General features: G+C 39.6%; 18 protein-coding genes. 15 read left to right on the forward strand and 3 right to left on the reverse strand.

From position 1 onward, the window contains the following. Positions 1 to 26: 26 nt before the first annotated feature. The 4 genes from I6J03_RS22515 (at position 27) to I6J03_RS22530 (ending at position 3,501) form a co-directional block, all read left to right on the forward strand. Positions 27 to 758 carry a hypothetical protein gene (locus I6J03_RS22515; RefSeq protein ID WP_039989937.1) on the forward strand — a complete coding sequence of 244 codons (732 nt, stop codon included), beginning with the start codon at positions 27 to 29 and terminating at the stop codon, positions 756 to 758. Between the two features lie 162 nt (positions 759 to 920). Next, complete coding sequence (locus I6J03_RS22520; protein WP_232279697.1) at positions 921 to 1,841, forward strand: carbohydrate kinase family protein; 921 nt, start codon at positions 921 to 923, stop codon at positions 1,839 to 1,841. 155 nt (positions 1,842 to 1,996) lie between these two features. After that, complete coding sequence (locus I6J03_RS22525) at positions 1,997 to 2,488, forward strand: MarR family winged helix-turn-helix transcriptional regulator (RefSeq protein ID WP_003006865.1); 492 nt, start codon at positions 1,997 to 1,999, stop codon at positions 2,486 to 2,488. After that, entirely contained in the window at positions 2,485 to 3,501 is a 1,017-nt protein-coding gene (locus I6J03_RS22530) for a threonine aldolase family protein (protein ID WP_003006867.1), read from the forward strand. Before I6J03_RS22525 ends, I6J03_RS22530 begins: the two co-directional genes overlap by 4 nt. Before the next feature lie 57 nt (positions 3,502 to 3,558). Here the strand turns inward: I6J03_RS22530 and I6J03_RS22535 are convergent, their stop codons facing one another. Then, positions 3,559 to 3,990: a hypothetical protein gene (locus I6J03_RS22535; protein ID WP_157600435.1), complete on the reverse strand. Its 432-nt coding sequence runs from the start codon at positions 3,988 to 3,990 to the stop codon at positions 3,559 to 3,561. 260 nt (positions 3,991 to 4,250) lie between these two features. Between I6J03_RS22535 and I6J03_RS22540 the strand changes: the two genes are divergently transcribed. The 8 genes from I6J03_RS22540 to I6J03_RS22575 all read left to right on the forward strand — a co-directional run bounded on the left by I6J03_RS22540 (position 4,251) and on the right by I6J03_RS22575 (position 17,106). Further along, a complete protein-coding gene (locus I6J03_RS22540; RefSeq protein WP_201694034.1) occupies positions 4,251 to 5,537 on the forward strand; it encodes a chloride channel protein in 1,287 nt (428 codons plus the stop codon). A 75-nt stretch (positions 5,538 to 5,612) separates the two neighbouring features. Then, a complete protein-coding gene (locus tag I6J03_RS22545) occupies positions 5,613 to 6,182 on the forward strand; it encodes an RNA polymerase sigma factor (protein ID WP_003006877.1) in 570 nt (189 codons plus the stop codon). 54 nt (positions 6,183 to 6,236) lie between these two features. Next, positions 6,237 to 7,304: a FecR family protein gene (locus tag I6J03_RS22550; protein ID WP_201694035.1), complete on the forward strand. Its 1,068-nt coding sequence runs from the start codon at positions 6,237 to 6,239 to the stop codon at positions 7,302 to 7,304. 16 nt (positions 7,305 to 7,320) lie between these two features. Further along, a complete protein-coding gene (locus I6J03_RS22555; RefSeq protein ID WP_003006883.1) occupies positions 7,321 to 10,575 on the forward strand; it encodes a SusC/RagA family TonB-linked outer membrane protein in 3,255 nt (1,084 codons plus the stop codon). An 11-nt stretch (positions 10,576 to 10,586) separates the two neighbouring features. After that, positions 10,587 to 12,041, forward strand: coding sequence for a RagB/SusD family nutrient uptake outer membrane protein (locus tag I6J03_RS22560; protein ID WP_003006884.1), 1,455 nt, complete (start codon positions 10,587 to 10,589; stop codon positions 12,039 to 12,041). A gap of 12 nt (positions 12,042 to 12,053) precedes the next feature. Further along, entirely contained in the window at positions 12,054 to 12,518 is a 465-nt protein-coding gene (locus I6J03_RS22565) for a hypothetical protein (protein ID WP_232279698.1), read from the forward strand. 1 nt (position 12,519) lies between these two features. Continuing rightward, positions 12,520 to 15,330: a M16 family metallopeptidase gene (locus tag I6J03_RS22570; protein ID WP_003006887.1), complete on the forward strand. Its 2,811-nt coding sequence runs from the start codon at positions 12,520 to 12,522 to the stop codon at positions 15,328 to 15,330. 9 nt (positions 15,331 to 15,339) lie between these two features. Further along, complete coding sequence (locus I6J03_RS22575) at positions 15,340 to 17,106, forward strand: NHL repeat-containing protein (protein WP_003006889.1); 1,767 nt, start codon at positions 15,340 to 15,342, stop codon at positions 17,104 to 17,106. A gap of 53 nt (positions 17,107 to 17,159) precedes the next feature. Here I6J03_RS22575 and I6J03_RS22580 read toward each other — a convergent pair whose 3' ends face one another. Further along, on the reverse strand, positions 17,160 to 18,008 hold the full coding sequence (locus I6J03_RS22580) for an IS3 family transposase (RefSeq protein ID WP_003006892.1): 849 nt from the start codon (positions 18,006 to 18,008) through the stop codon (positions 17,160 to 17,162). 218 nt (positions 18,009 to 18,226) lie between these two features. Continuing rightward, complete coding sequence (locus tag I6J03_RS22935; RefSeq protein WP_003006896.1) at positions 18,227 to 18,538, reverse strand: helix-turn-helix domain-containing protein; 312 nt, start codon at positions 18,536 to 18,538, stop codon at positions 18,227 to 18,229. A 215-nt stretch (positions 18,539 to 18,753) separates the two neighbouring features. On the opposite strand from I6J03_RS22935, the gene I6J03_RS22590 reads away from it, so the two are divergent. From I6J03_RS22590 to I6J03_RS22600, 3 genes are all read left to right on the forward strand, one after another. Beyond that, on the forward strand, positions 18,754 to 19,308 hold the full coding sequence (locus I6J03_RS22590) for a hypothetical protein (protein ID WP_003006899.1): 555 nt from the start codon (positions 18,754 to 18,756) through the stop codon (positions 19,306 to 19,308). Positions 19,309 to 19,347: 39 nt separating this feature from the next. After that, positions 19,348 to 19,707, forward strand: coding sequence for a S41 family peptidase (locus I6J03_RS22595; protein WP_232279728.1), 360 nt, complete (start codon positions 19,348 to 19,350; stop codon positions 19,705 to 19,707). 502 nt (positions 19,708 to 20,209) lie between these two features. Then, positions 20,210 to 21,631, forward strand: a complete 1,422-nt coding sequence (locus I6J03_RS22600; RefSeq protein ID WP_201694036.1) for an MAC/perforin domain-containing protein — start codon at positions 20,210 to 20,212, stop codon at positions 21,629 to 21,631.

Below are 21,631 nucleotides of genomic sequence, written 5' to 3' on the forward strand. Positions count from 1 at the left end.
CATACATTCTTAACAACCCATTCAAAATGGTCAGATATAAATTATTGATATTGTTTTCAATGATCTTTGGAAACATGTGCCTGTACGGACAGGAAATACACTCTGCTTTACAATTGCGAAACAGTCACCTCTGGCGGGGAATAGAGGTGGCCACAGGTCTGGTGTATACAGGAGATATTCATGTAGATTATAAAAATTTTTATGGAGGATTCTGGGCCGGAGGTGATGCAGACGGATCCTACAAAGAATTTAACAATTATATCGGCTATAAGAACAAGCACCTCACAGTAGAGTTATGGGACATTTATAACTTCTCTCCGGAAGCTACTTATACTAATGATGAATTCTTTAATTATACAGCTGATGAAACCGGACGGTTTTGGGATCTTCGGTCCTATTATACAATCAGTGATCGTGTTCCTTTGGTATTGAGTTGGAATACCGTTGTATTTGGCCGTGATCGGAACAGCGGCAATACAGCCAATAAATATTCCAGTTTTGTTTCCGGAGAATATCCTGTCTTCAAAAAAGATGATCTGGAATTGCGTGCCAGACTTGGTTATAGCTTTGCTCTGCATACTTCCGGAGAAAAAAATAACTTCTTCTCCAGAAAAGCAGGCTTCAATGAATTGAGCCTTATGCTTTCCAAACCTTTTAAAATCGGAAACTATCAGTTTCCGCTGGGTTTGTGGGGAATGTGGAATCCGGTAGACAACCGTGCCTTATTACAATTTTCAGTGCAGGTCTATTCTTTCTGAGAATATGCAACACTTAATAAGGTGAGCGTATCGTAAATTATGTAAATTAGGAAAACAATAAACAGACATATAGAAACTGATGAGATATCATCGGCATAACAGACGCAACAGTACAGACAGACCTTGTGCTGCATGCCATACTAAATACTACAAATAACAATGATGGATAATAAAATAAGAATAGCCTGCTTTGGAGAGGTTTTATGGGATATCTTTCCGGGAGGCCAGCGAAGAATCGGAGGAGCACCTTTTAATGTAGCTTATCATCTTTATAAAATGGGTGTTGACGTGACTATGATCAGCAGTATCGGAGAAGATAATCTGGGTAAGGAAATTATACAGAAACTCAACGATTGGAATATGCATACTGATGGTATTCAGGTCAGTAACATTCACCCTACCAGTACAGTGATTGCTTCATTAGATGAAAATAATGAAGCGCACTATGATATTGTACAGGACGTTGCCTGGGATTTTATCAGCACAAGAGCTTCAGACAAACACTTGCTTGCGGAGACAGATGCATTTGTATTCGGCACTCTGGCTGCCCGTCAGGAACAATCCAGAAATACCTTATTTGAATTGCTTGAAGCAAGCAATTACAATGTATTTGACATCAACCTGCGACCTCCATATTACGATGTAAGACTCATTAAAGAGTTATTACATAAAACGCAGTTGGCCAAATTCAACAAGGCTGAACTCCGTATGATGCTGGATTTTCTGGGCAAAACCTACGAAAATGAAAAAGATAGCATCAGTTATCTTCAGGATACATTCGGTATGAATGAGATTATTGTCTCGAAAGGAAGTAAAGGAGCATTGTACGCCTGTAAAGGTGATTTTTATTTATATCCGACTGTGACTATAGAAGTAAAGGACACGGTAGGAAGCGGGGATTCCTTTTTAGCTGGTTTTTTATCCAAAAGACTGGAACAGGGAACTTCTCCACACGATATCATGCATCAGGCTGTATCATTAGGCGCATTTATTACTTCACACGAAGGCGCTTGTCCTGAATACTCGTTAGAAAAATATCAGCAGTTCAGAGATAGCCATCAGGTAATGGCTCTCCCGTTGTAATCTCTTCTAAACTATTAATTGTCAAAGGATATTTAAAAAGCGGGAATGATGGTTAAAATAGTAAAATTGAAAAAAAATTTGAATATATGTATTCAACTACGTAGTTTTGTATACAACAAATGCAACTCTAATACACTGATATTAAAAAAGATACAATGAACATAATAGACAGCCTGGGAATATTAGCTTTATCAACGCGATTGCAGCGACTGAGTGAACAGTTACGCAAAGAAGGAGCACTGCTTTATAAAGAGTTTGATATTGATTTTGAGCCTAAATGGTTCCCTGTGATATATACCTTGTTTCACAAAGGCACATTAAGTGTTGTAGAGATAGCCAGCGAAATCGGATACACCCATCCTTCAACCATTAATCTGCTGAAAGAGCTGGAAAATCAAAAATTGATCCGCTCAAAAAAAGATAAAATCGACGAACGTAAACGTCTGTTGCAACTCACGGCAAAAGGTACGGATCTGATTACAAAAATGGAGCCTGTATGGGATATTATGATTACCGTTCTGACTGAAATCACCAATAATCAAAACAACTTACTACAGGCCATACAGGAAACCGAACAACGAATAGCAGAGCAAAGTTTTATACAGCGCGCTATGGTTCTTAAAAATAAAAAGAATACAAAATCATGAGAATAGACTTAAGAAGTGATACACTTACATTGCCCACATCCGACATGAAAGAAGCCATGGAAAATGCGGCATTGGGTGATGATGTATATGGAGAGGATCCAAGTGTAAATCAACTGGAGAAGAAAGTTGCGGCAATGTTTGGAATGGAAGCCGCCCTCTTCTGTCCGACAGGCACGATGACCAATCAGCTGGCTATACGCGTGCACACACAACCCGGAGATGAGGTAATCTGTGACAAGTTATCACACATTTATCTGTATGAAGGTGGAGGTATAGCCCTGAATGCCTTTGCTTCGGTCAGACCATTGGATGGCGACCGTGGCAGAATCACCGCACAGATGGTCGAAGATTCCATTAATAATCCAAACGATGTACATCAGCCGGTAACGAGTCTGGTATCCTTAGAAAACACTGTTAATAAGGGCGGTGGAAGCATATATGATTTTGAAGAAATAAAAAAGATAAAAGAAGTATGTGTCCGCAAGGGACTTATCCTACATCTGGACGGAGCCAGGTTGTTTAATGCGTTAGTCGAAACAGATCAGCAGCCTCAGGATTACGGACATGTATTTGACAGTATATCGATCTGTTTGTCCAAGGGTCTGGGCTGTCCTGTAGGCTCTCTGTTAATCGGAACTTATACCGTAATTGCAAAGGCAAAACGCTTTCGGAAAGTGATGGGAGGTGGCTGGAGACAAGCCGGAGGATTAGCGGCAGCAGGTAATTATGCGCTTGACCATCACATTGCGTTACTCAAAGAGGATCACCGCAGGGCGAAAGAAATTGGCCGCATCCTCTCCCAGAATTCGTACGTTAAGAATGTATATCCTGTCGAAACAAATATTGTGCTGGCTGAATTATCTGAAGTAATGGAATCGGTAGACTTTGTTGCAAAACTAAAAGAGCTTGATGTACACTGTGTCTCGTTCGGTAAATATCTGGTCAGATTTGTGACCCATCTCGACTTCACAGATCAGCATTTGGAATTACTGGAAGAGAAATTGAAATTCTGATAAACGGGCAGACCGGACATACAATCATCTGTCCGGTCTCTTCCTATTCTTCAACGCTTAATGGTCGGGATAAAAGACAAAACGGGGACTATCAAAACTGATAGATTCGGGTGCAAAATAAAAAACACCCAGATACAGCAACTCCATTCCTGTACCCTGAATCAGTGAATCTCCTTTTTGGAGCAGAATAAAGGGCCTGATCTTATTTTCTTTCCAGCCGTACTGCTTATAACGATAGTCTCCCATTAAGGTATCATTAAAAACTTTGCCTTTTACTTCGCCCGAGTCGATCGCATTGCCCGGATACACGATCCGGTATTTGCCGTAGAAAGTATGCTCACCAAGCCTTAAATTCATATACGCTTTAATATTCTTATGAGTAGCCTTATATTTCCGGTATTCTTCCTTAGGAATATCAGATTGACAGGCTACTGTCAGTAAGGCGAAAAGTGTGCAAAAAGATAAGGTAAAAGTGGTTATTTTCTTCATTTTATAACGGATTGAATCGGTAGGCCTGCACATATCAGATCAGCATTCATCGTGATTATTTTCAGAACAGATGTACATTAGTACTAATGGGATGCAGTAAAACAGATAATTCCATAGAAATATATATAAATCTTACCCTTATAAGAGATTTAGTAGCTTTCCGGGAGAGAGCTGGCCACAAAAAAACAACATTTGGATTCCGGTTAATTATCTGATAAATTTGCAGTCTCTCCCCTGTTTCCTGAGGATAAATAAAAAAAATGAGAACTAAAATTGTACTGTATAACTCCCTCAAACTTATTGTTGCCTCTATGTTTATTGGCCTGGCCAGTGCACTACTGGCAGATTCCCTGAAACACCTGACAGAAGCATATCAGCACAGGATATTTCAAAATGCGGGACAGATCTCCCCTTTTCTGTATATTATACTCCCCTCAATCGGAATAACAATTATTTATTTTCTGCGAAAATATGCGTTTAAAAAAAGGCAGAACAAGGGGATAAAAGAAATCTACACAACATTAGAGACACGCAAAGATCATCTTCCTCTTTTCAAGATCCCTTCTCATTATTTCAATGGCTTCCTTACGGTTATATTCGGCGGTTCTACTGGAATCGAAGTATCTACAGTAGTGGCGACAGCCACCGTTGGAAATGCAATTCATAAAAAAAGTAAAGTAGCATTTGCCTATAAAAATGAACTGATCTGTGCAGGAGTAGCCGCCGGAGTAGCCACCTTATTCGGCAGTCCGGTTGCCGGCTGGTTGTTTGCAATGGAAGTGATCGCACGAAAAGTCAGCAGACCCATTCTGATCAGCTGTACAAGTTCAGTGTTGATCGCAAGTCTGTTTATCTATCTGATTGACAATAAACGACTGCTCCCCTATACCGTAGAGACCTGGAACTGGGCAGCTCTGCCTTATATTATCGGAGTCGGAATCTTAGGCGCAATACTGGCACTTTATTTTACAAAGATTGTCATACATGCAAAGAAGCTGTTCGGAGGAATCCGTAACAATTTTTTAAGGGTAAATCTGGGTGCTGTTACAGTCGGCATTCTGATTTTTTTTCTTCCCTATTTGTATGGAGACAGCTACCATGGTCTTCATGAAATTATTGAAATGGGTACACAGCAATCGTTCACAATTCCGTTCGGAATCCTGCTGCTGCTCCTGGTCATCCTAAAACCTCTTGCAGCCTCTCTCACATTAGGTGCTGGCGGAGATGGTGGAGTATTTGCACCGAGCATAGTGGCAGGCGCTTTTTTAGGTGTTCTCTTTGCGCAATTATGTAATACCTATCTTGGAACCGAACTTATCGTACTGAATTTTGCACTCTTCGGTGCAGCAGCGACATTATCAGCTGCTATTCATGCTCCGCTGACGGCTCTGTTTTTGATCTGCAGTATAGTACCCGGTGGTTATTTACTCTTCATCCCGATGGCGATCACGAGCTTTACAGCCAAGTACCTCGCCAAATGGTGCTATCCCTTCAATGTATATACGTATAAAGAAACAAAACTAGCTGTAATATCCCGCAATAAATAAAACGGTTGTCATTGCTCCTTTTCTGATAACTGTTTAATCTTCGTATATTAGCGCTGTTAAAGGGGTGTCAGAAGAATGAAGGCTTACGAATCTATTCCAGATTCCGAATTATTACTATATCTCGCAGAAAAAGATCATACTGCCTTTACCGAATTATACACCAGGCACTGGAAGGTTGTCTATGCAATATGCTTGAATCGTATCAAAGAGCCCGCCATCGCAGAAGATCTCGTACAGGATATTTTTTTATCCCTGTGGACACATGCACAACCCCAGAATATCCGCAATCTTGAAGCCTATTTATTCCAGGCAACCAAATTTTCCATCATTAAGCATATCAATAAAAGTCAGAAGCATCTTTACACAAATGAGTATGGATTATTCGATCAGTTAGAAGATTATAATCTGGATGAAGTCTTACACTACAAATGGGTAAAAGAATTAATTTTTCAGGAGGTAGAAAAATTACCTTTGAAAACACAACTCATCTTCAGGTATAGCAGACAGGATCACCTGAACAGTAAAGAAATCGCTGACAAATTAGATATCTCGCCCCGTACTGTTGAAAATCAAATCAGCAAAGTGCTTAAAATATTACGAAAAGTTGTAAAAACAATTATATTTTTTGCATTTTTTTCAATTTAAATCGTGCGTAGTTAAGGAGTTCGTGTACTATATCACTGAACAACTTAAACATCTATGCACATTCCTAAAGAAGTACAAGACGCTATACAAAAAGTTAATTCAGGAATTTCTAAACCTGAAGATCGTGCTATTATCACAGACTGGTATAACAGTTTTGACGATTCAAGTGCTGTAGTTGATGCTGCGACCAACGAAGAAGAAATAAAAAGCCGCATTCTGCAGGCAATAAACAAACGCAGGTCTGCAAAGCCATTACTCCGGCCCCTCTATTTCAGAATAGCCGCTGCAGCAAGTGCTCTGCTAGTTATGGGATACCTTGCATTTCGTCTCTATCCGGATCAGCCCGCAGATCTCAGTATCCAGGCCGGAGTACATCTCAATTACACAGACGGAGAACAGCAACAGATCAATTCAACAATGGAAGCCTTTTTAGATTCCACTGCCTTCGATAATCTGAGTGCTTATCAGAAAAACCGCAGTGAGCAGTTGCTGACGCTATCGACAGCAAAAGGCCAACTCTATAAATTTGTACTGAATGACGGTACCAAAATATGGTTGAATGCAGGATCCAAACTGACTATTATGCCGGCATTCAACGAACAGACCCGTACAGTGAAACTGATTGGTGAAGCCTATTTTGAAGTTGCCAAAAACGAAAAAGTTCCTTTTGAAGTCATTTCAGACAATCAGACAATACAGGTACTGGGTACTAAATTTAATGTCAAAGCCTATCATGACGAAGCCAGTATAACCCATCTGTATGAAGGTAAAATTGCCTTAAATACACCTGTACAATCTGAAATTGTCCTTCCCGGACAGGCTGTCATTAATGAATTGGGCAGACTGGAGGCCAAACAGGAAAATCAAAGCATTAGCAAAGAATGGACTTCATCTATCTTTTCTTTTTCCAATCAGAATATGACAGACATACTTACCAATCTCTCCCGGTTTTATAATGTACAGCTTGATTACCAAAGTACTGTACCTGATAAATTATTTACCGGAAAAATACAACGGAATTCTTCCCTGTCCGATGTACTGGATATGTTAAGTGCAGTATCAGGGGGCAGTTTCAAAATCAAAGACCGCACTGTTAGCATCGAATTTAAAAACTCAAAATAATCACTAAATCATTTACATGAAATCTAAACCTCTACAAAAAAGTTTAGCTATCGTCAGGGCTTTGCTGCTGCCAGTAAATATGGCGACCTTTCTCACCTTGGGAATGGTTACTATGGCATCAGCCAATACCTTTGCACAGCGCATTACACTCAAAGCAGACAACCAGTCTTTACGCAATGTATTACAAACACTGGAGAAAGAATCGGGATACTTCTTTCTCTATGAAAACAATGTCGTAGACAACAAGAGATTAACAATTCAGCTGGAAGATGCCACCATCAGTCAGGCACTTGAAAAAATCGCCAAAGAAGAAAATCTGGCGTACAAAATTGTCAACAAGACGATAACCTTATTCCATGCATCTGCCACAGTAAAACAAGACAGTCATGTCAACGGTAAGATCTTACTGAAAGATACGGACAATCCGATTCCTTATAGTCTGGTAGGTGTAACCGTACAGGTAAAAGGTACAGCCAATGCTGTCAAAACTAATAATGCAGGTGAGTTTAACATTAAAGCGGAGAAAAACAGCGTTCTGATCATCTCATACATTGGTTTTCAGAAAAAGGAAATTACAGTGTCCAATCCCCGTGTTCCCCTAAATATCGTTCTGGAACAGAGCAACGATTATCTGGATGAAGTAATTGTTACCGGATACGGGACAAAAGAGACTAAAGCCAATCAGGTAGGTAGTGCCTTTACGCTGACATCCAAAGATCTGGAAAGAAGACCGGCATTAAGAATAGATGCCTTACTGGAAGGTGTGGTACCGGGCGTTCAATTTCAGGCTCAGGATCAAAACAACAGCTCACCCCGCAGCCGGTTCAGCACACGCGTACGTGGTGAATCTTCGGCTCCGAATGGAAATGCGTCCAATGAACCGTTATGGGTACTTGACGGCGTGCCGCTTTATACCGGAGGAACCACCAATATGACACCCGGTCTGAATGTAAGTATAAGCCCCCTCACCTATCTCAATCCGGATGATATTGAATCTATCACCGTATTGAAAGATGCGACAGCTACATCCATCTATGGAGCAAACGGATCAAACGGAGTTATCTTAGTAACCACCAAAAAAGGAAAAGGACCTACACGTATCGGGTACAATTTCCGCGGAGGATTACAAAAGATCAATGACACCAAATTCAAAGTACTGAACGGAGATCAATATCGTCAGGTTATAGCAGATATGGGTATGTCTAAGGATATTGCAATGTTCGATCCTACCGTAAATACAAACTGGTATGATGAGTATTTCAGAACCGGAGTGACCAAACTACACAATCTTTCCGTATCCGGTAGTAGTGAAAACAACAGTTATTATCTGTCTGCAGGGATATATGACCAGAAAGGTACAACCATTGCCAATGACACAAAAAGATACAGTCTGAAGAGTAATGTAGAAACCAAAATCGGCAATAGAATTACAGCCAGAGTTATAGTGGGTGGTGCGTACAATGTCAACAATCTCTTTCTTGTAGGAGATGAATATTATCTGGGCGTACCTATTGTAAATCCGTACCTTCCGAACGGAGATTTTGCATTAAGAGACGAAAGAGGAAACAGGCTGATGAACAGTCTTGCGGAAGCTGCTCAGAATGACTGGACACAGAAGACACTGGATGCTTTTACATCCGGAGGTGTAGATATACAAATCTTCAAAGGACTAATGTTTCGCAACAACAGTGGTCTGAACTACACCAGTTCAAATGAAGATCAATATAAATCCATGTACAACCTGTCGGGTCAGTCTGAAAACGGAAGCGCACAACGTCAGCAAACCCAGGTCACCAATTGGGTAACAACCAATACGATGAACTATGACAATCAGTTATGGCAAGGTAGTCTGAGTGCTAAACTGGGAATGGAAGCAACACGGACACAACGTCACAGTGTAAGTGCTACAGGAAGCAATTTCCCGAATGACAATATACGTGAAGTATCTTTCGTAGCAGAGACCAACAGAAGAGGGACAACTTCCAGAGATGACAAGACCTCACTATCCTACTTCGGTTATCTTAACTATGTCTGGAACGACAAGTATGCCTTCAGCGGAACATTACGAAAAAACGGCGATTCCAACTTCGGTAAAAATGTTAAATGGGGAACTTTTGGTTCATATGGTGCAGCATGGACCGTGAGTAAGGAAGAATTCTGGAAAAGCAAGGTTGTCGATTTTCTGAAACTGAAAGCTTCCTACGGAACTACAGGTAATTCCAGATTCGGATCGGACCTGAGTAAAGGAATATATACCTATTCAGCAGATTACGGATATGGAGGAAATACAGGTGCTATCATGACGACGGGTATCAATGAGGATTTGCGATGGGAAAAAACCTACATGTTCAATACCGGTATTGATGCCCGTATTTATAAGAAAATCAATGTAGCGGTAGAATATTATAACAACATCACCAAAGATCTGATCAACAATGCACTTGTTTCTATGACCGTAGGTCAACGTGCAGTATATCGTAATGTAGGAAAATTAAAAAATGAAGGTGTAGAGGTTTCCATAAACTCGGTTAACATGGAAAAGGAAGATTTCAGCTGGAGTACGTCCTTCAATCTTTCCCATAACGTAAACAAAGTACTCGAGCTTTATGACGGTTTCGAACGTTCATCCGGCACGACTATAATGACGGAGGGTTATGACTCCCGTTCGCATTATTTGGTAAGATGGGCTGGCGTAGATCCCGCAACAGGTGATCCTATGTGGTATGATATCAACGGCAATGTCACCAAAACGTATAGTGCAAATGACAGAGTAATTATCGGTTCCCCTAACCCGGATTTTTACGGAGGTATTACCAATAGAATCAGATACAAGAAATTCGACCTCTCTTTCCTTGTACTTTACCGCAAAGGTGGACTGTCATTCAACAGACTGGCACGTAACAACGAATCAGACGGACTGAATATCCTGAGCGCAAACCAGTCTGTGAATATCTTGGATCACTGGCAGTATCCGGGATATCTGGCCTTGACGCCAAGATTATCTAATCTGACAACAAGCTCTACATTGAATTCTACCCGCTATCTGATGGGCACCAGCAATATAAGACTTCAGAATGTGAGTTTAGCGTATGATCTGACCAGCAACTGGACAAAAGCTATTGGCTTGAAAACAACTTCAGCTTATATCCAGGGAGATAATCTGTATATGTGGGTACCTAACGGAAACAGTAAGAGAAATACGTATAAGAATTCCTTCGAAGGAATGCCACAGGAAACTGTCATATCATTAGGCTTAAACGTTGCATTTTAAAGAATACTATTATGAAATTACTATTATATAGCAGCATTGCTGCAACACTTATATTATCGTCTTGCGGGAAATCATTTCTTGAGGTCGACCCTATCGGAAAACTGGGGAAAGAACAGGTATTTAGGGATATAGTCGGATTAAAAAACGCACTTGACGGATCTTACAATCTGATGGCCAGATATCATATGAATGAATATGGAGTCTATGGAGATTTAAGGGGGGATGATGTCGCTTTCCGGACAGGGATCTCAAGTCCTGTGATGCAAACAGAATTTAATTATGTAGCCAATGATCAGGATGAAGCCGGAGCTACACGATTAATGTGGGGAAACGGGTATGCCGCATTAAACAATATCAACAACATCATAAATGGTGCAGAACCTTTTTTGGAGTCAAGTATAGACAAGGCACAGGCGACATCTATACTGGGACAGGCATTGTTACTACGTGCACTATGCAACTTTGACATGACGAATATATATGCACAACAGTACAACTACAGCCCGGATGCTTCACACCTGGGAATCCCGATCCTCCTCAAAACGCCACCGGCAGGAACACATGTAGCCAGAGAATCGGTTAGTACTGTCTATGCGCAGATACTGGCTGATATTGAACAATGTATTCAGTTACTTTCCCAAAATCCTAATGTTCCAACTAAAATCTATGCATCTGTAGATGCAGCTAAAGCGTTAAGAGCACGTATTTACTTATATATGGGGCAATATCAAAACGTAGTGAACCAAACATCAGAATTGATCACGCCAAATAAATACCCTTTGGTGAGTTCAGCAGATTATAAAAAAATGTTTACAGCAACTGCTCAACGTACAGATTATACTTCCATTGCCTCTGAAGTGATATGGCAGTTCAATCTGGAGAAATATGCAAAAGGTACAGTGCAGCATCTGTTTTCAGAACCTGTAGAGTATCAGTATTATGCTGCTCCGGGCTATGTTTCCTTATTCTCCGATCAGGACATCAGAAAAACAATGCTGCAGATAGATCCCGCTACTAATTATTACAGAAGTATTAAATATGGTAAAGAGGATGGTGTTATCAATGATAACTGGCCTTTGAATGTCAAAGTCGTACGTTCGGCAGAACTTTATCTTAACAGAGCAGAAGCTAATTTCCGGTTAGGAAACTATGCAGAAGCCGTATCAGACATCAAGCTTCTGCAAGCCCGCGCACGTAATGTCTCTATAGATCTGGTCACGATAACATATACCACTCCGGAGGAATTATTCGCAATCATAAAACTGGAACGCAGAAAAGAACTGGGCTTTGAAAATCAACGTCTATACGATATCATGAGATATAAAGAATCTCTTAACAGAGGCGCAGGTTGTACATCAGATGTATGTCAGCTGACCTATCCGAATGATAGGTTCGTCATGCCAATACCCAGATCAGAACTGGATATAAACCCTCTGATGCAGCCAAACCCAACCGTTAATCAATAAAAAATGACTGTAATGAAAAAAATAATATATACTACCGCATTCTTACTTCTGTCTCTATTTTACATCTCCTGTGATGAAAATAAAATGGAGCCGTTTGACCAGCCATTCTTCTATATCCATGTCAATAATCTGGACGCTGTCAATGTACAGTCCAGCCGTAATGAAACTGTGGAATATAAAGTCAATCTAAGTTCAAAAATGCAATATGATCCGATCACGCTAACCTATCAGGTGCTGGTAGGCGATGGTCTGAAAGAAGGTGTTGATTTTGAACTGCCCGATGCTAACAGACAATTAGTATTCAAACCCGGATTTTTTGAAATGACGATACGCGTCCGTTGGATCAACCATGCTATAGACACTTCAAAAGATAATACACTCAAAATTAAGCTGATAGAAAACGATAAAAATATACTGATTGGCTACCCCGGACCGGACAAAAGACAGTCACAGTTAACGATTACCAAAACATTATAAAATGCAGTATCCATTAAAAAATATCATCACCACAGTTCTGTGCATAGCGTGTTCATCACTTCTGTTTGCACAAAAACTGCAGCAAGATCCCAAACTCGTAAAAGGAGAGTTAAAAAACGGATTTAAATATTACCTGTATCCGGCTGATTCTAAAAGTCAGCAGACCGCTCTACAGCTATTTGTAAATGCAGGATCGCTACAGGAAAATGAAGATCAGAGAGGTCTGGCACATTTTGTCGAACATATGGCCTTTAACGGCAGTAAAAACTTCCCGAAGAATGAAGTCATCACATTTCTGGAATCTCTGGGTGTCAAATTTGGAGCAGATCTGAATGCGCATACTTCATATGATGAAACGATTTATAAGATCACTATTGATACCAAAGATGAGCAAAATCTCAACAAAGCCATCAGCATTGTGGCAGACTGGGCTTTTCACCTCAGTTTTGATTCGTTGGAAATTGAAAAAGAAAGAGGTATAGTGATCGAGGAATGGCGCACCAAACAAGGGGCTTCCTCACGTATGAGTGACCAGTACCTGCCGTTGATCTTTAACAACTCCAGATACGCTGAAAGAAAACCTATAGGTACGCTGGATGTATTGCATCATTTCAGACGTCCGACTATTGTCAACTTCTATACGACCTGGTACCGTCCTCAACTGATGGGAATCGGAATAGTGACCAATCAGGATCTGAAGAAGACGGAAAAACTGATCAAAGAAGTATTCGGAAAGGCAAAAAATCCAAAACATGCACCTAAACGGGAAGCCTATTATCTGCCGGCACATGCAGATACGCTTTATTCTATTCTGACAGATAAAGAAGCAACGACTATAGACTTTTCATATGTCACCAAAATTCCTGCAGACAAAGGTGTACGCACGATGGAAGAATTTGAATCCTCATTGAAACGTTCTTTTGTCAATAATCTTGTCAAAAAGAGATTTGAACGTCTTTCACAATTGCAGAATGATTTTAAAGAAGGCTCCATGTCTCTGTCCGATCTGTTATTACATAGTGGTATATCTTCAGGAGGAACAACTCTTTACGAAGACAATATAAAGGACGGTATATACAAGTATCTGCTGGAGAATGAGCGTATAAGACGCTACGGCTTTACAAATTCAGAAATTGAAGATTTCAGAACTCAATTTGTAGCACAAATAAAAAGAGGTCTGGAAAGCCGTGATGAAACGGTCAATGCAACGGGCTTACTGGCGGATATGAAAAACAATTTCTTTACCGATGCAACCCTGATGGACCGTAAATATCGTCAGGAGACGGCACTTAAGGTTCAGGCTGCGATTGATTCGGCAGATTTGGTTCAGTATCTGAAACAATCCCTGATCACAGGTAATACAGTCATTATGTTATCCGGACCCGAACGCTTAAAAGATCAACTTCCGACAAAAGCACAATTGCAGGAGCTATTCAATACCATCCGATCGACTCAGATACCAGTGTGGAAAGATCAGATATCTGTACCGGATCAATTGTTAAAAAACACACCTGTTGCCGGAAAAATAACAGATTCTACCTTCATTAAAGAAGTGGGTCTGCGCAAATGGGTATTGTCCAATGGAATCACCGTATACCTGAGACCATCCAGTGGCCGGAAAGATCATATACAGCTTACCGGATTCAGAAAAGGAGGAATTATCGCATTAGATACAACAGATTATGTAAATGCTGTCTACGCCAAAAATATAATAGGTGCGAGCGGAGCCGGAGATTTCACCAGACAGGCACTGACCAAATATCTGCTGGGCAATTCTGCATCTGCGACATTTGTACTTTCCCAAAACCGTGAAGGTGTTGCAGCTAGTGCAAATATGAAAGACATCAAAACAATGTTTGAATTGCTTTATCTGAAGTGGACACAGCCAAGAGCAGACAAAGCCGTATTTGATAATATCAAAAAGCGTTCTGTAGAAGCGACTCAAAACCGGAAATATACACCGACAGCAGAATACAATAAGCAAATAAGCCGTAAGATTGGTTCTGACGACACAGAAGCCAGTGAGATTGATGCAGACCGTCTGCAAAAAGAGCTGCAGTTTGACCGTATTCTGGATGTCTATCATAAGCGATTTGGTTCAGCACGCGATTTTGAATTTGTGATTATCGGTGACTTTAATCCGGATAGTATTAAGAACGATGTAGAAACCTATCTGGGTGGATTGCCCGGAACAGCGATTGATCATACACAACGTATTCCTAACTACAGTCTTAAAGATGACAGCGATATACTGATGTATGCAGGGGAAGCAGAGAAAGCTACTGTCAATCTGTTCTATCAGACTACAGACCTGAATTACAGCGTCAGAGAGATTATGGAAAATACATTGATGGAAGAAGTACTGAAGGTGAAACTAAGAAAAAACCTGAGAGAAGAACAATCCGGAGTATACGGTGTCGGTGTCAGCACCAGTGCCACATCCTTCCCTACTCCATTGATGAGGACACGTGTTACCTTTACATGTGAACCTGCCCGTACAGATTTTCTTATCGGACAAGTCGGTGTCGAACTGGATAAAATCGCAAAAGATCCGTCGTACTTTAAAGAAGAATTAGCAAACATCAAGGTTCAGCTGAAACAGGATTATAAAAAGCAGTATGAGAAAGAAACCTTCTGGAGTGCAGAACTAAGAAACCATCTGTATTATAATTTCAGTAACTGGGATTATTTCACAAAATACGATGAGCTATTAGATAATATTACAGGATCGGATATCAGTAACAGAATAAAATCTAAAGTAATAGGTGCATCACGGGTGAAAGCAATCCTATTGCCTGAAACCAATAAATAACCAAAGAAAATGAAAACATACACTATAACAATATGCTTGCTGCTGATCCTGACCGGGATCTTCAGCAGCTGCAAAAAAGAGGACAGCGTAGGAAATGTCCAGTTGTTATCTTATACATTTGAACCAGCTTCCAATCCCGGATTAAGCAACCGTGTAGAAGGAACTATTCAGGGCAATGATGTGTTTATCCGTGTTCCAAACAGTATTGACATCAATCAGGCCATTCCGAGTTTTACAGTTAACAGCGAGAAATTTGTAGCATTTGTAGGCAACACGGTTCAGGAAAGCGGTATCAGCCAGATCAATCTGGCTGATACGACTACTTACCGTTTCTCCTCTCCCGGAGGAATGTCCTTTTACACTGTATACGCATTAAAAAATGCTTCCTTCTTATCTTTTGGATTTTACAAGGAAGATAATCCGGATTATCTGTTCAAAGATTATAAAGCTACTATCAAAGGATTACAGATCACTGTAGATCTGCCTGTAGATGCTGACATTTCCAAATTAAAAGCCCGTTATACCACTTCTCAGGGAGCTACAGTAACGGTTGGAGGACTTGCACAGACTTCCGGTAAGAATGAGCAAAACTACGAACAGGACGTCGTGTTCGAACTGAAAGATGAACAGTCAGAAGCTCCGGACCAGTTTACGGTAAAAGTAGGACGATTAACAGCACCGGTCTGGAGTGAAATGAACCTTGGAGATGTAATCGGCGCTGCACGTGCTTCAGAAGTGAAGCTGATGGTGAGTCAGTTTAACAACCTTCCTTATCTTGTATACACGCTCACGGACAGCAATACGCCTGAAAACAGAAAAGCTGTAGTAGCAACATATGATAGTGCCAAGTGGGTCAACGTTGGTCCTGCGACCGGTATATCTGACAATCGTATTGACGGCGCATCTATAGATATTGACCGCAACGGGGTTGTCTATGTAGCCTATAAAGATTATGACGGTACAAATGCACAATTGGGATCTGTCAAAAAGTATGAGAATGGACAATGGAGTTTTGTAGGCAATAAACAGTTTACAGGACACCGTGTTTCTTCTTATTTCTTTGTTGCACTGGATTCCGTAAATACACCGTTCCTGGGTTATACACTGGGAGCTGCAGCTGCACCACTGGCAAACCGTGCAACCTATATCAGTAAATACACCAATGGTACATGGGCAGGTCAGACCCTTTCCCCTTCCGCAACCGGATTCTACGCCAAAATGGTTAGAGGAAAAGACAATCACCTTTATTATGTTACTATGGATCTCACAGGCGGTACGGCTACCCGTAAACCTACTGTTTATAAATTCAGAAACGGTAACTGGACTGTGGTGGGTACGCCATATATAGGCCCGGCCGGAGCTAATTCGGGAGGTATTAATATTGATATGGATATTGATAAAAACGGAGAGATCTATGTCGCTTATCAGGTGAATTCACCAAGCTATGCCTCTTATGTCATGCACTGGAACGGAAACACCTGGAAACAGTTTGGCGATGGAATAGCACAGACAACCAGCAGTACCGCTACCAGAGATAATATCGCTGTAGCCGTCCACCCGAACGGTACTGTATTTTTTGCTTACTCGGACAATAACAACGGTCTGGTAGTACGCACATTTAATGAAGATACCAATAACTGGAATGCTCCTACTCAGCTTACCTCTAAAAACGGAGATAAACTGGAAATGAAAATTTCAGCAGATGGAATTCCTTACCTCTCCACAATTATTGACGGAGGCGTCAAGGTGTACCGATATGATATACCTAAAAGTTAACCTATAATTTGAAGAGGGCCCGTTCTAGAGTGCCCCCAAAAGTTTAGACAAATTTAGTTATTAGATTTGTTATTATAATGAGCTCGATATTCCATCGGGCTCATTCCGTTTAAATTGAGTTTTATCCTTTTGTTGTTATAATAATCGATATAGTCTCTGATATCTTTTTTAAGTTGATCACTTGATTCATATTTTTTTTGGTAATAGAGCTCTGATTTTAGAATCCCGAAAAAGTTCTCGATTATAGCATTGTCCAGGCAATTTCCTTTTCGGGACATGCTCTGTATAATCCCTTTTTGTTTTAGTTTTTTTTGGTATTGTACCATTTGGTACTGCCATCCCTGGTCGGAATGTAGAATGAGTCCACAGGAGTCCGTATCAAGTTTTCCTATGGCCTTATCAAGCATGTCCATTATCCCTGGAAAGTTTGGTCGATCACTTAAGTTATAACTAATGATCTCCTGATTGAACAGATCGATGATCGGTGAAAGATATAATTTTTTATCCTTTACCCTGAATTCGGTAACATCGGTAGACCATTTTTGAAAGGGTTTGGCAGCTTTGAAATTTCTCTCAAGGACGTTTTGTGCTATCTTTCCGGGTTCACCTCTATAAGAACGGTATTTTTTCACCCTGAACGAACTTTTCAGACCGAGATCCCCCATCAGTCTATAGACAGTCTTGTGGTTTATTTTATACCCACCCTTACGAATACTCAGTGTGATCCGGCGATACCCATATCTGCCCTTATGAACACTATAGGTACTCTTGATCGCCTCTTTGAGCTGGGTATATTTGTCCTGTCGGCCACCATCCCTGAGATAATAATAAAAGGTACTCCTTGCCATTTTCATGCAGCTCAGAAGAATCTCTAAGCTAAACCTTGGCCTTAGTTCCATCATGGCTTGTGCTTGCTGTCTTCTTGAACTAAGGCATGTAACTTTTTTAGCAGAGCATTTTCCGCTCGTAAGTACTCCAGCTCCTGCTCAAGTTGTTCTTCCTTAGTCAGGGGAACTTTAGAAGCGGGCTTCTTTCGTCTGTTGGGTGATTTGTCGTTCGTTTCCATCGGTGACCGGCCTTTAACCTGGCGCTTTAACCCCTCAAAACCATGTGCTTCAACCTACTTCCGCCAATTAACGATAATAGAAGGACTAGGAAGATTGAAGCGCAGCATGGCCTCCATCAAAGATAGAGATTCTTCTTGGATTGTTTGGAGCACCGAGATTTTAAAGGACTGCGGATAGACTGCATTACCTCCGCGGGGCTTGAGGCCTTCAATGCCAAACGACTCGAATTGCTTGTACCAACGCCGGACCATATCATAGGATAGAGAATGTTCTTTAGCGATGCTTTTCGCTGAACAATAACCATCAACGATCCGATCGACAAGACTAAGTTTGAATTCCAAACTATGTTTTTTGTTTTTTCTCATAAAAATGCCCCCAGAAAGTGTCTAACTTTTTTGGGGGCATTGCATTTTCAGTGCCCTTTTCTGGTTTTATATAAGCGTTAATAAATTATGATATTCCCATAAATAGGAGCATCCGCTCATAGAATTAATCAGACATATATTATTCATATCAAACTATCTACATTTACTTTCAATGATAATTTTTAAGAAATGTATTAAGATCTTATATTTGATCCATGAGAATTTTCAATTGGTCTGATTTAAAGAAAATCAGTTTTATATATCCACTAATAATCATCTTGCTTACAAGTATTTCCTCCTGTAAAAAAGACAAAGAAGAAGATGAAAATGTTTCTCCGAAAACAGGATCGAGATCTGAACTGACTATAGATTCATTATATCTTTATGCAAAAGAAATTTACCTTTGGAACGATGCACTCCCTAGTTATGGCTCTTTCTCACCGAGAGAGAAATATGCACACATTACACCTGAGATAAATGCATTAAATAAGGAATTATTCGATATATCACAGCTAAAGATTAACGAAAACACCAAATTACCTTTTGAATATTTACACAGTGGAGCTCCTCGATATAGTTATCTGGAACCCAGTTTTAATCAAAATATTAAAGCTGAGACGAAAACAAGTTCTAATACAAAAAATAATGATATTACAGTTTCTTACAGCAATGATTTAGTATATTTTGCAATATCATCTTTTCCAAAGTTGGATGTACTAAAGGCGGATCTAGACGATTTATTTACTGATATCGCTAAACAACAGCCTTAGACAATTATCCTTGATTTACGCTACAATAAAGGGGGGTATATCGAAACAACAGAATATCTAGCCAACCTTATAGCGCCAAGCAGATTAAATGGCAAAATAATGTATACCGAACAGTTTAACAACTTACTAATTAGCGGACATGCCAAGATCTTGAAGCACCAACCCTATCTAGATCATAATGGTAATTATGTGAAGATAAATGGAAGACAAGCAACAATGGCTGACGTTGATTTCAGTGAAAAGGGAAATACTTATCAATTTAGTAAAAAAGGAAAATTAGAAAGTATTAAAAATATCTATTTCATAACATCCCAATCAACCGCATCAGCAAGTGAACTATTAATAAGCCTATTTAAACCTTATTTCAATGTAAAAACAGTAGGACAGAAAACTTTCTGAAAACCGGTAGGTTTTTTCCCCATTGATATTGATAGATATTCGCTATATCTAAGCAGTTTTCTATTAAAAAATGCACATGGTTGGTTTGGCTATTTTGATGGGATTGAACCAATATTACTGTTGATCTTCCAATTAGCCCTGTCCTTGGTGATCCAGATGAAGCCGGTTTTAAAAATATACTGCTCGATATCGAAGCCAACTGGGAACGTACATCAATAACAAAAGGTACACTACCAAAAACAAAAAAAATTAAAATAGAAACAAATGAACACCCAAAAGAAATACTTTCTATTGAAAACAGATTTAAATTAAAGTAACACTTACACAACCACTTAGAAGTACTCAAAACCCCACTTATAAGAAAACAATAATAAGCTAATAATAAAATCAGAACAAAAGAAATAATATACAAACATTTATTTTAAAATAAATTAAAATAAAACAATCAATAATATTGATATATAAATATTATTACGTTAATTTGCATCAAAATAACGTAATAATGAAAAAAATTAATTTAATCTACACGTTGATAGCCTCAACGCTGCTTCTTACTAACTGTAAGAAAAACGAAATCACGCAAGAAAAACTACCAAACAACAATTTGGAAAAACAAGCTTCTTCCATGGATAATAAATTAGATTTATTAGGCTATGGTTATGACGCTACTGGAAGGTATGCAAATATTGAATCCTCCAGATTACAAGTAATCGATGCTGAAAAATTCTATAATTTAGATCGAAGCCATGTAGGGATAATTGCAGGTGTAGAGGATTTTTTTGAGTATAAATTTGCTAATAATGCCAGAGAATATTCTGACTCCTTAAGTGTGAAAGCTACAGGGGGATTTAGTGCTTTCGGTTTATTTAAAGCAGAAATTAACACCTCTTTCGGTAATAGTGAAGCATTTAAAGGAAGCTATTCTTTAGCGAATGCAACAAAATATATAGTTCAAAAAAGACTCAATTTTAGCACGTCGATTCAAAACCTTAGGGACAATTATCTAAGCGCTTCTTTTGTTAATGACCTCAATCGCCTATCCGCTCAAGAAATCGTTTCTTACTACGGAACCCATGTTTGTACAAATATAGTTTTGGGAGCAAAGTTTTCATTTTCCTATCGTACGGAAACAAGTAGCTCAAAAAAAAGAGAATCATTAGCAGCTGGCTTAGCTGTTAACGGTCTCGCTAAAGTATGGTCTGCTACAGCTGATTTTACATATAATGCTTCGGATGCAAAAGCTAACTACAATCAACAAGTTAATTATCGTTCCGTAGGGGGGGATGGAACACAAGGCTTAATAGGCGAAATTTCATTGGATTATTCAACTCCAACAAAAATTTCCATTAACCAATGGCAAAGCACCTGTAAACCTCAAAACGCTATCTTAATTGATTTTGGAAACGGAGGACTCGTTCCTTTATATGAATTCGTAAGCAATCCAACTAAAAAAGCACAGATAAAAACATATATAGAACAATATTTAGCGGCAAATAGAACCGAAATATCCTTAAATAAAATCCCTATTTACCGCTACTATAGCGCAAACATGGTAGACCATATATATGATCCACAACCTAATGTTATTTCTTATGACAATACTTGGGTAAAAGAAAAAATTGCATTTTATGGCTATAATTACCCAGCTCCAAACACTGTCGCCGTTTACAAATATTTTATACCTAGTATGAATGACCACGTATATTATACTGATCCTTATATTCAATACAGAGATAGCAACGTCAAAAACGAAGGTATTATCTTCTATGTCCCCACTCAAAACCTTCCAGGAACAAAACCAGTATACAAATATTATAGTGATTCAATGAAGGATCATATCTTCGAATTGGATCCCAATATTAATCAGGTTGATAAAACTTGGATAAGAGAAGACATCGTATTCAATGCATTTCCAGCACCTTAA

Origin of the sequence: Sphingobacterium spiritivorum (assembly GCF_016724845.1) — a bacterium.
Classification (GTDB): domain Bacteria; phylum Bacteroidota; class Bacteroidia; order Sphingobacteriales; family Sphingobacteriaceae; genus Sphingobacterium; species Sphingobacterium spiritivorum_A.

Excerpts from the sequence above, each read along its gene's own strand:
- I6J03_RS22540 (WP_201694034.1), top strand. The coding sequence starts at position 4,251 with ATGAGAACTAAAATTGTACTGTATAACTCCCTCAAACTTATTGTTGCC.
- I6J03_RS22575 (WP_003006889.1), top strand. The coding sequence starts at position 15,340 with ATGAAAACATACACTATAACAATATGCTTGCTGCTGATCCTGACCGGG.
- I6J03_RS22555 (WP_003006883.1), top strand. The coding sequence starts at position 7,321 with ATGAAATCTAAACCTCTACAAAAAAGTTTAGCTATCGTCAGGGCTTTG.
- I6J03_RS22590 (WP_003006899.1), top strand. The coding sequence starts at position 18,754 with ATGAGAATTTTCAATTGGTCTGATTTAAAGAAAATCAGTTTTATATAT.
- I6J03_RS22570 (WP_003006887.1), top strand. The coding sequence starts at position 12,520 with ATGCAGTATCCATTAAAAAATATCATCACCACAGTTCTGTGCATAGCG.
- I6J03_RS22935 (WP_003006896.1), bottom strand. The coding sequence starts at position 18,538 with ATGAGAAAAAACAAAAAACATAGTTTGGAATTCAAACTTAGTCTTGTC.
- I6J03_RS22525 (WP_003006865.1), top strand. The coding sequence starts at position 1,997 with ATGAACATAATAGACAGCCTGGGAATATTAGCTTTATCAACGCGATTG.
- I6J03_RS22580 (WP_003006892.1), bottom strand. The coding sequence starts at position 18,008 with ATGATGGAACTAAGGCCAAGGTTTAGCTTAGAGATTCTTCTGAGCTGC.
- I6J03_RS22535 (WP_157600435.1), bottom strand. The coding sequence starts at position 3,990 with ATGAAGAAAATAACCACTTTTACCTTATCTTTTTGCACACTTTTCGCC.
- I6J03_RS22560 (WP_003006884.1), top strand. The coding sequence starts at position 10,587 with ATGAAATTACTATTATATAGCAGCATTGCTGCAACACTTATATTATCG.
- I6J03_RS22520 (WP_232279697.1), top strand. The coding sequence starts at position 921 with ATGGATAATAAAATAAGAATAGCCTGCTTTGGAGAGGTTTTATGGGAT.
- I6J03_RS22565 (WP_232279698.1), top strand. The coding sequence starts at position 12,054 with ATGAAAAAAATAATATATACTACCGCATTCTTACTTCTGTCTCTATTT.
- I6J03_RS22550 (WP_201694035.1), top strand. The coding sequence starts at position 6,237 with ATGCACATTCCTAAAGAAGTACAAGACGCTATACAAAAAGTTAATTCA.
- I6J03_RS22515 (WP_039989937.1), top strand. The coding sequence starts at position 27 with ATGGTCAGATATAAATTATTGATATTGTTTTCAATGATCTTTGGAAAC.
- I6J03_RS22530 (WP_003006867.1), top strand. The coding sequence starts at position 2,485 with ATGAGAATAGACTTAAGAAGTGATACACTTACATTGCCCACATCCGAC.
- I6J03_RS22600 (WP_201694036.1), top strand. The coding sequence starts at position 20,210 with ATGAAAAAAATTAATTTAATCTACACGTTGATAGCCTCAACGCTGCTT.
- I6J03_RS22545 (WP_003006877.1), top strand. The coding sequence starts at position 5,613 with ATGAAGGCTTACGAATCTATTCCAGATTCCGAATTATTACTATATCTC.